Here is a 13,522-nt window from a genome sequence, read left to right on the forward strand (position 1 = left end):
TTACCGAACAACTATTCATAGTGATCAGGGGTTTCATTATCAAAATTGGCAATGGACTGATAAATTAAAGGATAATAAGATATATCAGAGTATGTCCCGCAAGGGAAATTGTTTAGATAACGCAGCCATGGAAAATTTCTTCGGTCTACTTAAGCAAGAAATGTACTATGGAGAAGAAAGAGTCTCATTTGAAGAACTCGAGAAAAGAATCAATAATTATATTCACTACTATAATCACAAGCGAGTTAAACAAAAATTGAGTGGCCTATCTCCAGTTGATTACCGGAAACAGGACACTCAGTACGTTGCCTAAGTATTCAATTATAAACTCCAACTTTTGGGGGTCACATCAAGCCTGCTTGGATTGCTCAGCCATTTCCTTTTGTTCGGGATTGCTATAATAAATAGCCGGGCGATACACCAAGCCCCGATCATGAAATTGGCCTTCCCCATCCGTAGGATCAATACTTGACCAATAAATATCAAGTAATTGTTGATAAGATATTCGATCCGGCTGATAAGTGATTTCAACAGCTTCAGAATGCCCGGTCTGACCACTGGCAACTTCTTGATACGAAGGATTAGGCCAATCTCCCCCTGTATAGCCAGAAACAACTGAGATTACACCTGGCCACTGATCGAAGGGATGAACCATGCACCAAAAGCAGCCACCAGCAAAAATTGCTTTTTCTTGTTTCATACTATCACTCCCTAATTAAATATTGAGATAAAGAATTTTCGAATGCCTTGCCATAGACTACCGACTGTCTCAAGAAATTGACGCCAACTTTGAACGATGGGATGTGTTTTTTCAACGGTTGCTGTTACTGCCACCTTGGCTTTATTTCCTTTTGCTGAAGGTAAGTAGGTGATTTTCTTCGGATTATCTGTATTTACTTCGACTGATCCGACAACCTGCCCCTCCTTTAGCGGAGCCTTGACGGCACCTTCGGCAGTGGCTAATTTGGGATCAGCTTGAAAAGTATAGATCAGACGCGGGGCTGTATCAATCAACTCAACCACTAAGTTAAGGTCTTCTTGATAAATCAAGGGAACACTGGTTTGCTTGCCCCCTACTATAGATACTTTTCCTACTTGAGTGACCGGATCAGAAGCGTTAATAATTGATTCTGCCTTGTAGGTCGAGAAAATATGATCCAATAACTTTTTAGTATCTATATATTCTGGATAATTATCTTCTTGATCAGGAGCTCCTAGAACCACGCTAATCACACCTAGACCGTCACGCTCATTGACGATAATTAAATGGTTGCTGTCTTCTATGTTATCTACTGGCATCAATCCTTTCGTTCCCGGATAGCCATACAAGTTTCCCTCTAGCATCAGATTCGCATTACGAATATCAAAAGCGTCCTCAGTTTCTGGTTTGAACACTTCGAGAACCTTGCCCGAGGCAGTCAGGATTTCTGGTCGAACTTGCAAGAGATGATAAGCAATGGTGGCTACTGCTTCCGCATTCATCCGATTAGCAGATTGATCCGTAAGGCCTGTTAAACTCGCTAATTCATACTGTTTTATTCCCCATTGATTTAACTGCTCACTCATTAAATCCAAGCATGCCGCTTCACTCCCAGCTAAATGTTCTGCCAAAGCTAAACTAGCTCCGTTGGCTTGGGCTATAATAACAGCTTCCGCTAGTTCTTCAACACTATATTCCTCATCTTGACGAAGAGGGACATTACTGACATCATAGTTTTGACTGAGATTATAAGCCTCATCAGAGATATGAACTTGGTCATCCAAGTTTATTTCTCCCTGGGCAACCTGGTCATAAATCAAATATAGGAGTAGAAGTTTGGAAATCCCCCCCACTTCAAAAACTTGCTGGCTCTCTTTTTCATAGAGAATTTGTCCATTTTCCCAGTCAATAACCAGCGCTGCAGGTGAAGCTACTTGAATATCTTGTGCAGAGACCTGACTCACAGGTAGAAAGCTACTCATCAGCAAAAAAAATACACTCAGATACTGGATCCCAATTCTAAACAGAGATTTCATCTAAAACATCACTTTCATTATTATCTTTAGGTGGTAGTTGAATCCGGAAGACCGTTTCATTATCTTCTACACTAGCCGACACCTTTCCTCCGTGAAGATCGACAATATTCGAAACGATCGCTAGACCTAAGCCACTACCAGGCTCACTAGCTTTTCTTGATTTTTCCGTGCGATAACTACGTTCAAAAATCTTATCTTCCTCGCCTTTTTCCAAGACTTGGCCATTGTTTCTCACTTCAATAATCGTATGGATATCTTCTTGATAAGCCACTACCTTCACCTTATCTGCACCGTAACCATATTTTAGGGCATTGGATAATAGATTACTGATGACCCGTGCCATCTTCTCTACATCGATCGATAAAACCAAATCTTCCGGCTCGATTTGAGTAACAATATCAATCCCTTTTTGATTGGCTGATAAGTAGAATTCTGCAGCAATTTGAGTGAGATATATTTCGGCTGGTATGTCCTGTTTATTGATTTCATAGCTTGCTTGACGAGAATCCGTGTATAAGAAGAGGTCGTTAACTAAGGTCACCATTGTCTTCGTCTTATCGTAGGCGATCTGGATGAATTGTTGCATTTCTTTATCATTTGAATATTGTTGGTCGATCACTGCTCCTAGATAACCGACAATCGATGTTAGAGGCGTACGTATATCATGGCTGACATTAGCAATCAATTCATCCTTAGTTTGTTCAATTCTTCTTTCTTCTTCAATGGCAGCCTGAGTAGAAGCAACAAGCTGATTGATACTTGTAATTATTTTGTTGGTTTGAGAATTTTCCACCTTCGGAATTCTCTTATCATAATTACCTTGGGCAAAATAATGAATATAGTCTTGAACGTGGTCAAAATATTTTCTTGCTTTTTCCTTCTCATAACTACGGTAGGCAACAATTATTGCCACCAAAAGAGCAACCATGGAAATAGCATTGTAAAAGTTACTGCCATCAATTCTTAAATCATGATTAACAATAAAATACCAATAAATATTATTTCCGTATACTCCACCAAAGTTATAACCAATAATACGCGGATAGAGAAGAACAGCAAGGAAGTAGGCAAGTGCCACTTGGAAAAGTCGCCAGATTATTTTTACGGCAATGTCAAACTTTTCACCATTCGTCAGCTCAATGACTTCCTCTTGAATCATCTGCTCACGCTTCAATTTTATAACCTACTCCCCAGACTGTCTGAACGACTTTATCTCCACCCGTCGCTTTAGCAATTTTTTCTCTCAAGTGACTGACATGAACCATTACGGTTTTAGCGGTGCCAGTTGTCTCATCGGCCCATACTTCACTGAAAATATCATCCGCACTAAACACTTGGCCTGGATTGCTAGCTAATAGGTATAGAATACCGAACTCCAAGACAGTTAATTGTATTTCATGGCCATCTATTGTAAAGACTTGGTGAGCGTCTCGATTAATAACAAGGGGGCCAACTTCAATCTCACTTACTGATTGTGTTTGAGTATCACTATATTGACTTTGCCGACGCACCAGGGATTTTACTCTTGCAATTACTTCTAGCGGATTAAACGGCTTGGCTACGTAATCATCCGCTCCAGCAATGAGTCCTTCAATTTTATCATGGTCGGAAGTCTTAGCACTAGCGATTATAACTGGAATATTCATTCCATTAGCTCTCATCTTCTCAACCACTTCAATTCCTTCCATCTCTGGCATCATCACATCTAAGATTGCCAAATCAATTTGAGAATCAGCTTGCAATTGATTCCAAGCTTCTAATCCATCATAAGCTTGAACTACCTTGTAACCCTCATTTTTCAGGTAGATACTTAATAAATCGACAATTTCATGATCATCATCTGCAATTAGTACTCTCATTTTTTCACCCCTTCTAGTTAAAATAGTCACCTTTCATTATACAGTATTTAATGAGTAAGGATAACCATTTATCCTGAAATTATAAAAAAGAACCTGACAGAGGTAGTCAGGCTCTAAATAATTAATTTCTTGAGTAATTCGGTGCTTCTTTTGTAATATTCACATCGTGTGGATGGGATTCAATCAATCCCGCACCACTCATGCGAATAAATTGAGCTTCTTCACGAAGGGCTTCTAGATTAGCGGCACCAACGTAACCCATTCCTGCTCTAATACCGCCTAGCATTTGGAAGATCATATCTTGAACGCTACCTTTATAGGCTACTCGACCTTCAATTCCTTCCGGTACTAATTTATTGGCTTCGGTTTTTCCTTGGAAGTAACGGTCAGAAGATCCTTTTTCCATAGCTGCTAAACTTCCCATTCCCCGGTATGACTTGAAACGTCGACCTTGGAAAATTTCAAATTCACCTGGTGATTCATCAGTACCAGCAAGCATACTACCAAGCATAACCGCATGGCCACCGGCCGCCATAGCTTTAACAATATCACCAGAGTACTTGATACCACCATCCGCAATAATTGTTTTTCCGAATTCTTTGGCTGCAGAGGCGGCTTCATAAATAGCTGTTAATTGTGGTACTCCTACACCAGCCACGACACGAGTAGTACAAATAGATCCTGGTCCGATACCCACCTTAACGACGTCGACACCCACTTCAAACAAAGCACGCGCTCCTTCAGCAGTGGCGACATTTCCCGCAATAATAGCTACATCTGGATAAGTGTCTCGAATTTCTTTAATCTTTCGTATAACTCCTGCACTGTGACCATGAGCCGTATCGACCACTAAGGCATCCACTTGATTGGCAATCAAAGCCTCGGCTCGTTCGAAGGTATCGTTTGTAATTCCAATTGCGGCAGCTACTAATAAGCGACCATGGCTATCTTTGGCTGAATTAGGGTACTGAATGACCTTTTCAATATCTTTGATAGTGATCAAACCAGAAAGCTTACCTGATGCATCCACAAGCGGTAATTTTTCTATCCGGTGTTGATGCAAGATTTTTTCTGCTTGTTCCAAGGAAGTGCCCACAGGGGCAGTAACTAAGGATTCACTCGTCATAACGTCACGAATTGGGATCGTATAATCACTTATAAAACGTAAATCTCGGTTAGTAATAATACCAACAAGCTCTAGATTTTCTTCACTAGCTACAATAGGCACACCACTGATTCGGTAGTTGGCCATTAAATCTTCAGCATCTTGAACTTGATGATTCGGCGTTAAATAGAATGGATCTTGAATAACCCCATTTTCAGATCTTTTAACTTTGCGAACTTCATCCGCTTGAGCTTGAATGGTCATATTCTTATGAATAACTCCAAGTCCGCCTTGGCGAGCCATCGCAATAGCCATTTCGGCTTCAGTTACCGTATCCATACTTGCACTTAAAATCGGAATATTGAGTCGAATTGTATCTGTTAGATTTACTGACAAATCAACTTCATTTGGTAGTACCTCGCTTTTAGCTGGCACTAGCAATACATCATCAAACGTATAACCTTCTCGTTGGAATTTAGTTTCCCATCCTGTCATTCATGAAGCCTCCTAATAATATATTTGATTAATAGTAGTCTTTTCATAACTTTTATGCAAGTAATTTTGATTAAAGTCTCGTTAAAGTTGTAAGGGTTAGAACATACCGCCCTTTATCTTAAAGTGGTTTCTTAACCAATAGCGTAAGGCAAAAGTTATCCCACCGATCACCATATAATATACACCGGGTAGAATTGGGTTAATACGATTAGGGATGTATACAGCCGACATACTGACCACCATGAACCACGCCAACATAGCGAGAATCGAAACGATAAAATAGCGAATATAGCCACGTTCACCTTTTGGTGCCTCAGGGTTAGGCATCACCTTTACTACCGCTAACATGGCGAATCCAGCCACTAGATAATTTAGAATCATGGTTGTTAGCCCCAAATAGGTCGCTTTTTCAGGTGAGTTAACCATTGATAGACCCGTCAAAAAGGTGAAGATTGAGCCTAAAAATAAACTCCCATCCATAAAGATTTGCCAATCAGGTGATGGAGTGGCATCTTCTTCCTCCGTCTTAGTGTCACGACCAATAATTCCTTGCGCTACTTCACTAGGAGTTCCATAAATTTGTCTAGCTGTCTGACTATTTTTTTGACCTTCTAGAAGAGTTTCAACCATTTCTTGATGAATAGCTGAGCGATCACTGTATTCAAGATGGTCCACTAACTGTTTATCAACATTAATTATGAATTGTTGGTTACGCTTGGTCAGCTCCTCAAAAGTATGATGGTCAATCCCGGGAACAAGTTCATGGCTAATCTGAGAGCTAGATGGATCCATACCAGCTTCATGACTTGCATCATCTGATATATTTTCAGAAGTCATAGCAATGTCTTCTTGAATTTCCTCTGTCGTTTGTGGATTTTTCTTATTTGTCATTGAATATTCTCCTACACATTAAATCTAAAGAGCATAATATCACCATCTTGAACGATATAATCCTTACCTTCTGAGCGAACATGACCGGCTTCCTTCGCCGCTGTCATACTACCATCCTCCATCAGATGATCAAAGGACACGGTCTCTGCTCGAATAAATCCTCGTTCGAAATCTGAATGGATGATTCCTGCAGCTTGAGGGGCCGTCATTCCTTTCTTGAAGGTCCAAGCTCTAACCTCCTTTTCACCCGCTGTAAAGTAGGTTCCCAATCCTAGTAAAGAATAGGCACTTTGAATGAGTCGGTCCAAGCCTGACTCTTCCAGACCGAATCCTTCCAGAAATTCTTTCTTTTCTTCATCATCCAGAAGTGCAATTTCTTCTTCTAAACTAGCGCATACAGGGACTACTTCAGCTCCTTGTTCTTTAGCCAGTTCTTGAACCTTAGCTAGATGAGGGTTAGTCGATGGGTCACTGATTTCATCTTCACCAATATTAGCAACATAAAGCATATCCTTACGCGTCAACAAGAATAGACTACGGACGATAGGCTCTTGTTCCTTCGTAAATTCTAAGCTATTAGCTAATTGATTACTTTCCAAAGCTTCTTTGAGTTTTTCTAGCACTTGAAGTTCGGCCACTGCTTCTGGATCTTTCGCCTTGGCCATTTTAGCTGTCTTGGTTAGTCGTTTGTCAATTGTCTCGAGATCTGCAAGGATCAGTTCTAGATTGATCGTTTCAATGTCAGAGATAGGGTCTACTTTACCATCAACGTGAGTGATATTTCCATCTTCAAAACAACGCACAACATGACAGATAGCATCCACTTGGCGGATGTTTGCTAAGAATTTATTTCCTAATCCCTCCCCTTTGCTAGCACCTTTAACGATACCTGCAATATCTGTGAATTCAAAGGTTGTAGGAATTTCTTTTTGAGGTTTAACTACCTTAGTAATAGCCTCGAGCCTTTTGTCTGGTACTTCGACAACACCGACATTCGGATCGATTGTCGCGAAGGGATAGTTAGCTGCTTCTACTCCTGCTTTAGTTATCGCATTAAATAAAGTAGACTTACCTACATTCGGTAGACCGACGATTCCCGCTGTTAATGACATAATTTCACTTCTTTCTTTAGTAATTAATTAGCTTCGTATTTTTGTGTGATCTTCTTCATTTTTTTTTCAAAATCTCTTCGAGTCATGGTAACAATATGCCCACAATTTTGACACTTGATTCGAATATCCATGCCCATTCGAATAATCTGCCAGCTATTCGTTTGACAGGCGTGAGGTTTCTTCATTTCGACAATATCAAACTTATCATACTCTTTTGTATTCATTGGATTCCTCTTTCTAGCCTCGCATTATTATAGGTTAATATTCAACAAATCTAGGATTCGTGTCAAGTCAGATTCAGAGAAAAAGTCAATTTCAATTTTTCCTTTTTCTCCTTTTTGATGAATATTAGCACTCGTTCCTAGATAATCTTGAATTTCTTGCTCAACTGCTTGAATATAAGGAGATTTTTTGGCTTTTTTTATGGGTGGTTTGGTCTTCTGTTCTTGATTATTTAGCTTGGAAACTAGTTCCTCTAATTGTCTAACTGTTAACTGCTCTTTGATGACTTTCTCAGCTAAAGGGACCAAAGCTTGCTTATCTTTCAAGCCAAGCAAAGTGCGAGCCTGTCCCATCGAAAGTTTTTCTTCATTAAGGTAGGTCTTAATGGCTTCAGGGAGATGGAGAAGGCGCAGATAGTTTGCAATATAAGGCCGACTTTTACCTATGCGCTCGGCGACTTCTGATTGAGTGAGTGATAATTTATCCATCAACATTTGATAAGCTTCTGCCTCTTCTAAAGGACTTAGATCTTCACGCTGTAAATTTTCCACTACAGCGATCTCAATCATGGCTTCTTCATCTAATTGTCTAACAATGGCTGGTATGGTCTCCTTCCCAGCAATCCGACTGGCTCGGACTCTTCTTTCACCAGCAATGAGCTCATAGCCTTTGATAGCAGATTGTCTTAAAATAACAGGCTGGAAGACACCAGATTGCCTAATTGAATCTGCTAGATCTTTTAATCCCGCTTGGTCAAAGTTTTTTCTAGGTTGATAGGGATTGGGCCTAATATCATCTAGCGCGACTTCTTCAACAACTTCTTGGTCTTCTTGTCGCTCTTCATAGGGTTGGAAAAGAGCGTCCATGCCACGTCCTAAACCTCCCCGACGCTTTGACGATTTATTCGCCATTAGCAATCACTTCCTTTGCCAGATCCATGTACATAATCGCACCTCTGGAGCTAGGATCATAATCAATCACCGATAGACCATAAGAAGGAGCCTCAGAGAGTCTGACATTCCTTTTTATAACAGTCTCATATACCTTTTCTTGAAAATATTTTTTGACTTCTTCGACAACCTCAAATCCCAAATTGGTTCTGGCATCTAACATCGTTATCAAGACACCTTCAATACGGAAATGCTTATTATAAGTTTTTTGAATAGAGCGGATCGTATTCAGAAGCTGAGTTAATCCTTCCAGAGCATAATACTCAGCTTGAACAGGAATAATAATGGTGTCGCTAGCTGTAAAAGCATTAATGGATAGTTGGCCCAAAGATGGAGGGCAATCTACTAAAATATAATCATAGTCTGCTCTAACTTGGTCAACAGCTTCTTTTAATCGGAATTCTCTACCCTTAACTCCTACTAATTCAAGTTCAGCCGCCGCCAATTGAATAGTCGAAGGAACGACGGATAAATTCTCCCTTACTTCTTCGACAATTGCTTCTTTGATTGGTACCTGATCAACTAATACTTCATACAAGCTATATTGAATATCTGACCTTTCAATACCAAGGCCACTGGAGGCATTCCCCTGGGAATCAGAATCAATCAGCAATACCTTTTTCCCTAAGGAGGCTAAAGCAGCACCAAGGTTGACTGTAGTGGTTGTTTTTCCCACGCCACCTTTTTGATTACCCACTGCGATCATTTTGCCCATCTGGTCATCATCCTTTCTACTTAATTGGTTGCTTGTTAGGTTTTCCTGGTCGACGCGGATATTTATTCGGAGTCTCCAAGGTTTTTCTGATTACTAAGATTGTCCGCTCACTGCCTTCAACTGGTAATTCTTCTTGTTTCATCCCTTCGTACTTGGCTCCAAGAACTTGGATGGCTTTTTGAGCTGCTTTTAATTCATCTTCACTCGCTTGACTCTTTAATGCTAAAAAATAGCCACCTTTCTTGTTTAGCGGTAAACACAGTTCGCTTAATACGTTTAAACTAGCGACCGCTCGAGCTGTCACAATATCAAATTGCCCTCGGTAAAGAGGATCTTGTCCTGCTTCCTCTGCTCTTGCGTGAACTAAATTTACATGATCTAACCCTAGCTCATCAACTAATAACTTTAAAAAGTTAATTCGCTTGTTTAGTGAATCAATAATAGTGACTTGTAAGTCGGGACGAATGATTTTCATTGGCAGGCTTGGAAAGCCAGCGCCAGCCCCTACATCACATAAAGATTGGTTATCAGTAATGGGTGTCATCCATAAAGGCATCAAAGAATCGTAGAAATGTTTTAAATAAACTTCGCTTTCTTCCGTAATTGCGGTTAAATTAATTTTATTGTTCCATTCTATCAGTAATTCAAAGTAACGCTTAAATTGTTCTAACTGTGTTTCAGATAGGTAAATACCTTTCAGTGCGAGGGCCATTTTAAATTCATCTTGATTCATGGCGAACTCCTTTCTCATCTGTGAAACATTACAGTGTTCCACGCTACTATACTTTACCTTACTTATTGTTTTTTATCAATGACTTCTCTAGGATATCTTGCGACATTTGTCGTGTTTTTAATTTAATATCTCATGCGATGTCGCAATTGTCGACAAAAAAAGAACAACATTTGTTGTTCTTAGATAACTGTACTGACATCTTTTTCAATATTATATTTAGTATTATCTAGGTGATCCTTCAAGGCTTTTTCAGCTGCTTCAAGATTTTTGGCTTGAATATAACCTAGTATGATTAAATGCTCATCAATCGAAGCTTGTGATCTGGCCTTCACCTGGTGAGAATAACGACGATACCTTTCAAACTGCCCATCTAAAAATTTTAAAATACTAATCAATCGTTGATTATCACTATTTAAAATCCATAGATTATGAAAACTTAAATCCAAATCATAAGCGGCTTGATAAGAAAAGTTTGTCTGTAAATCTTGGTAAGCCACTTGAATGTTTTCTATTTCTCTTTGAGAAATTTTATCAAAACTAATTTGAAGAGCAAGTAACTCTAATGCTGTACGGACAGTAAAAATTTCTTCGACATCCTTTGGATTGATTTTGCTGACAAAGGTACTTCTTGACGAATAGGATACCGCTAGTCCTTCTTGGACTAAGCGCTTGATAGCCTCTCTAACTGGCGTTCTAGACATTTTTAAGCGCTCAGCAACATCCAATTCTTTTAAAGGAGTACCAGGCTCAAGCTTTTGTGTGACAATTTCTTGTCTAAGTACATGATAAGCTTGGTCTTTTAAAGTCATTACCATCCTCTTTTCTAGTTTTGGTTCTTGGCAATATCTGACACAAAATCTTCAATTTCAGCCATGGTTGATAGATGATGAACTGAAGTTTCTGGTTTACCATTACTAATCTTGAAGGCATATGGAACTGTCTCAATGTCATAAGTTGTCATAATTTCTTCTTGACTTTGAGGATCCCCAAATAAATGAACATCATAATAATAAATAGGTAAGTCGTAAGCGGCAGCTAATAAGTTTAGCTTGGGTAAAAAAGCTTTACAATATGGACAATCATCGAAACCAAAATAGAGCAGTTTATCTTGATTGGCTGAATCTAAAGATAGTTTAATGTATTCTTCTCGACTGGAGATTGCTTGAACTTGACTATAACTAGTTGGATTAGTGTGGTCTTCTGAAGACAAGTGTACCTTGTCTAGTTCTTGATAGAGCGATTTCTTTTCTTCATCAGATAAGTCTTTCCAATTCAGGGTAGAGGGAATATTTACGAGACTGTCATTTAATTGTCCTGGTTGGTCTTGTTCTTCTTGCTGATTGGATTGAGCTTGGTCGTTAAAGTATTGATATCCATAATAGGCTCCTCCCGCAACCATAACCAGACATAGTAAAGTTACAATAAACTTTTTCATGTGAGATCCTCGTTTCTTTAATTGCTTTCTGCTTATTTTAACATGAATTAACTTAAGACTAAACTATTACTTTGTCTTCTTTTGCTTTGACTGATGCCCACCTTGAGAAATATAAACGGATAATATGGCAATATCGCTTGGATTAACTCCACTTACGCGACTGGCTTGGCCTAAACTAGTTGGTCCGATTAATTTTAATCTTTCGCGAGCTTCAAGGGCTAAATTATCAATGGCATCCCAGTCAATATTATCCGGAATTTTTTTATCTTCCATTGCCCGCATTTTTTCTACTTTTCTTTGAGCTTTTTCAATATAACCTTGATATTTGATTTGAATACCCACTTGCTCACCGGTTTGACGATCTAAGGCTTGATCAGATCTTGGAATTAAAGTGACCAGATCATGGTATTCAATTTCTGGTCGTTTTAATAAGTCGATAGCAAGGATACCATCTTTGAGCGGCGTGGAATTAACGCGCTCGAATAGCTCATCTAAACCAGGAGTAGAAGGCTTGATTCTCACTTGACTTAACCGTTTCATTTCATCGGCTATTAAATCTTTTTTGGCTATCAGCTGTTGATAACGTTCCTGAGTGGCTAATCCTAATTGATAACCTTTTTCTGTTAATCTTAAATCTGCATTATCATGTCTTAATAACAGCCGATACTCAGCTCTAGAAGTTAGTAAGCGGTAAGGTTCGGTAGTCCCTTTTGTTACTAGATCATCTACCATGACTCCAATGTAAGCTTCGTCTCTTCCTAATATAAAGCCTTCTTCATCTTTAACTTTCAAAGCTGCATTAATTCCAGCCATTAAGCCTTGACCGGCCGCTTCCTCGTATCCACTAGTTCCATTCATTTGGCCTGCAGTAAATAGACCAGGAACCTGGCGTAGCTCTAAGGTTTGACTTAATTGGTGAGGAATAACCACATCATATTCAATAGCGTAACCTGGTCGCATCAATTTCGCATTTTCTAGGCCACGAATGGATTTCAGTATTTCTAACTGAGTTTCTTCTGGCAGGGAAGTAGATAGACCTTGTAGGTACATCTCAGCTGTATGCAAACCTTCGGGCTCAACAAAAAGTTGATGGCGAGGTTTATCACTGAATCGTGTAATTTTATCTTCAATAGACGGGCAATAACGAGCGCCTACCCCCTCAACCAGTCCACTGAACATCGGGGCTCGCTCTAGATTTGCTTCGATTATCTGGTGGGTTTGTAAGTTGGTATGGGTTAACCAACAAGGAATATTAATATCTTTAAAGTCTTCATCCGCTGTCATAAATGAAAAATGATTAGGTTTAGTATCTCCGGGTTGCTCTTCCATTTGGCTATAATCAATTGTATCTCGATGAAGTCTAGGAGGAGTTCCAGTTTTAAACCGCGTTAATTCAATCCCTAATTCTAATAAATGTTCTGACAATTTAATAGACGGTAACGTATTATTTGGCCCAGAGGAATACTGAACATTTCCAATAAATATCTTTCCTCGAGCAGAAGTCCCAGTTGTTAAAACGACTGCTTGACTACGGTATACCGCTCCAGTATCTGTCACCACTCCCTTAGCCTGACCAGATTCATCAATAACTAATTCTTGAACCAGTCCTTGTCTGAGATCAAGATTTTCAGTATTTTCAATCGTTTCTTTCATAGCGTTTGCGTAAGCATGCTTATCAGCTTGGGCGCGTAAGGCTTGAACTGCAGGGCCTTTACTTGTATTTAGCAAGCGCATTTGAATATAAGTCTTATCAATATTACGACCCATCTCGCCGCCTAAGGCATCAATCTCCCTTACCACCACTCCTTTGGCTGGCCCCCCAACAGATGGATTGCAGGGCATGTAAGCTACCATATCTAAGTTTAGCGTCAAAAGTAGGGTCGAAACACCCATACGAGCACTCGCTAAAGCTGCTTCACAACCAGCATGCCCGGCACCTACAACAATGACTTCATAATTTCCTGCTTCGTATTTTTCCATAGATATTCC

Annotated in this window: 14 protein-coding genes and 1 pseudogene; 1 reads left to right on the plus strand and 14 read right to left on the minus strand. The window is 39.6% G+C overall.

What is annotated here, in order from left to right; all coding sequences use genetic code 11:
- The coding region (locus T408_RS0107070) for an IS3 family transposase (RefSeq protein WP_028118773.1) at positions 1-313 on the plus strand (313 nt) is incomplete at its 5' end.
- Positions 314-355: 42 nt separating this feature from the next.
- On the opposite strand, the pseudogene msrA reads toward T408_RS0107070, so the two are convergent.
- From msrA to mnmG, 14 genes and pseudogenes are all read right to left on the minus strand, one after another.
- A pseudogene (gene msrA / locus T408_RS11150) lies at positions 356-700 on the minus strand (peptide-methionine (S)-S-oxide reductase MsrA); the annotation flags it as partial.
- Between the two features lie 11 nt (positions 701-711).
- The gene (locus T408_RS0107080) at positions 712-2,016 is read right to left on the minus strand and encodes a serine hydrolase (RefSeq protein ID WP_028119311.1); all 1,305 of its coding nucleotides are present in this window, start codon (positions 2,014-2,016) and stop codon (positions 712-714) included.
- Positions 2,000-3,190: a sensor histidine kinase gene (locus tag T408_RS11155; RefSeq protein WP_051444834.1), complete on the minus strand. Its 1,191-nt coding sequence runs from the start codon at positions 3,188-3,190 to the stop codon at positions 2,000-2,002. The genes T408_RS0107080 and T408_RS11155 overlap by 17 nt, the downstream gene beginning before the upstream one ends.
- Complete coding sequence (locus T408_RS0107090) at positions 3,180-3,875, minus strand: response regulator transcription factor (RefSeq protein WP_028119312.1); 696 nt, start codon at positions 3,873-3,875, stop codon at positions 3,180-3,182. The genes T408_RS11155 and T408_RS0107090 overlap by 11 nt, the downstream gene beginning before the upstream one ends.
- 121 nt (positions 3,876-3,996) lie before the next feature.
- A complete protein-coding gene (gene guaB / locus T408_RS0107095; RefSeq protein WP_028119313.1) occupies positions 3,997-5,475 on the minus strand; it encodes an IMP dehydrogenase in 1,479 nt (492 codons plus the stop codon).
- A gap of 96 nt (positions 5,476-5,571) precedes the next feature.
- Entirely contained in the window at positions 5,572-6,366 is a 795-nt protein-coding gene (locus T408_RS11160; RefSeq protein WP_051444835.1) for a DUF1129 domain-containing protein, read from the minus strand.
- An 11-nt stretch (positions 6,367-6,377) separates the two neighbouring features.
- Positions 6,378-7,478 (minus strand): redox-regulated ATPase YchF, encoded by a 1,101-nt coding sequence (gene ychF / locus T408_RS0107105; protein ID WP_028119314.1) that lies wholly within the window; start codon positions 7,476-7,478, stop codon positions 6,378-6,380.
- Between the two features lie 23 nt (positions 7,479-7,501).
- The gene (locus T408_RS0107110; RefSeq protein WP_028119315.1) at positions 7,502-7,702 is read right to left on the minus strand and encodes a DUF951 domain-containing protein; all 201 of its coding nucleotides are present in this window, start codon (positions 7,700-7,702) and stop codon (positions 7,502-7,504) included.
- Between the two features lie 27 nt (positions 7,703-7,729).
- Positions 7,730-8,611 (minus strand): ParB/RepB/Spo0J family partition protein, encoded by an 882-nt coding sequence (locus tag T408_RS0107115; RefSeq protein ID WP_028119316.1) that lies wholly within the window; start codon positions 8,609-8,611, stop codon positions 7,730-7,732.
- Positions 8,601-9,365: a ParA family protein gene (locus T408_RS0107120; protein WP_028119317.1), complete on the minus strand. Its 765-nt coding sequence runs from the start codon at positions 9,363-9,365 to the stop codon at positions 8,601-8,603. The genes T408_RS0107115 and T408_RS0107120 overlap by 11 nt, the downstream gene beginning before the upstream one ends.
- Before the next feature lie 16 nt (positions 9,366-9,381).
- On the minus strand, positions 9,382-10,098 hold the full coding sequence (gene rsmG, locus T408_RS0107125) for a 16S rRNA (guanine(527)-N(7))-methyltransferase RsmG (RefSeq protein WP_028119318.1): 717 nt from the start codon (positions 10,096-10,098) through the stop codon (positions 9,382-9,384).
- A gap of 179 nt (positions 10,099-10,277) precedes the next feature.
- Entirely contained in the window at positions 10,278-10,907 is a 630-nt protein-coding gene (locus T408_RS0107130; protein WP_028119319.1) for a GntR family transcriptional regulator, read from the minus strand.
- Positions 10,908-10,921: 14 nt separating this feature from the next.
- Positions 10,922-11,533 (minus strand): thioredoxin family protein, encoded by a 612-nt coding sequence (locus T408_RS0107135; RefSeq protein WP_028119320.1) that lies wholly within the window; start codon positions 11,531-11,533, stop codon positions 10,922-10,924.
- Between the two features lie 66 nt (positions 11,534-11,599).
- Positions 11,600-13,513, minus strand: coding sequence for a tRNA uridine-5-carboxymethylaminomethyl(34) synthesis enzyme MnmG (gene mnmG / locus T408_RS0107140; RefSeq protein ID WP_028119321.1), 1,914 nt, complete (start codon positions 13,511-13,513; stop codon positions 11,600-11,602).
- Positions 13,514-13,522: the final 9 nt, after the last annotated feature.

The sequence above is a fragment of the Hutsoniella sourekii ATCC 700629 genome, assembly GCF_000518205.1.
GTDB lineage: Bacteria > Bacillota > Bacilli > Lactobacillales > Aerococcaceae > Hutsoniella > Hutsoniella sourekii.

Bases quoted from the DNA above. Each gene is read 5' to 3' on its own strand.
- T408_RS0107080 (WP_028119311.1), bottom strand. From the start codon at position 2,016: ATGAAATCTCTGTTTAGAATTGGGATCCAGTATCTGAGTGTATTTTTT.
- T408_RS0107090 (WP_028119312.1), bottom strand. From the start codon at position 3,875: ATGAGAGTACTAATTGCAGATGATGATCATGAAATTGTCGATTTATTA.
- guaB (WP_028119313.1), bottom strand. From the start codon at position 5,475: ATGACAGGATGGGAAACTAAATTCCAACGAGAAGGTTATACGTTTGAT.
- T408_RS11160 (WP_051444835.1), bottom strand. From the start codon at position 6,366: ATGACAAATAAGAAAAATCCACAAACGACAGAGGAAATTCAAGAAGAC.
- ychF (WP_028119314.1), bottom strand. From the start codon at position 7,478: ATGTCATTAACAGCGGGAATCGTCGGTCTACCGAATGTAGGTAAGTCT.
- T408_RS0107110 (WP_028119315.1), bottom strand. From the start codon at position 7,702: ATGAATACAAAAGAGTATGATAAGTTTGATATTGTCGAAATGAAGAAA.
- T408_RS0107115 (WP_028119316.1), bottom strand. From the start codon at position 8,611: ATGGCGAATAAATCGTCAAAGCGTCGGGGAGGTTTAGGACGTGGCATG.
- T408_RS0107120 (WP_028119317.1), bottom strand. From the start codon at position 9,365: ATGGGCAAAATGATCGCAGTGGGTAATCAAAAAGGTGGCGTGGGAAAA.
- rsmG (WP_028119318.1), bottom strand. From the start codon at position 10,098: ATGAATCAAGATGAATTTAAAATGGCCCTCGCACTGAAAGGTATTTAC.
- T408_RS0107130 (WP_028119319.1), bottom strand. From the start codon at position 10,907: ATGACTTTAAAAGACCAAGCTTATCATGTACTTAGACAAGAAATTGTC.
- T408_RS0107135 (WP_028119320.1), bottom strand. From the start codon at position 11,533: ATGAAAAAGTTTATTGTAACTTTACTATGTCTGGTTATGGTTGCGGGA.
- mnmG (WP_028119321.1), bottom strand. From the start codon at position 13,513: ATGGAAAAATACGAAGCAGGAAATTATGAAGTCATTGTTGTAGGTGCC.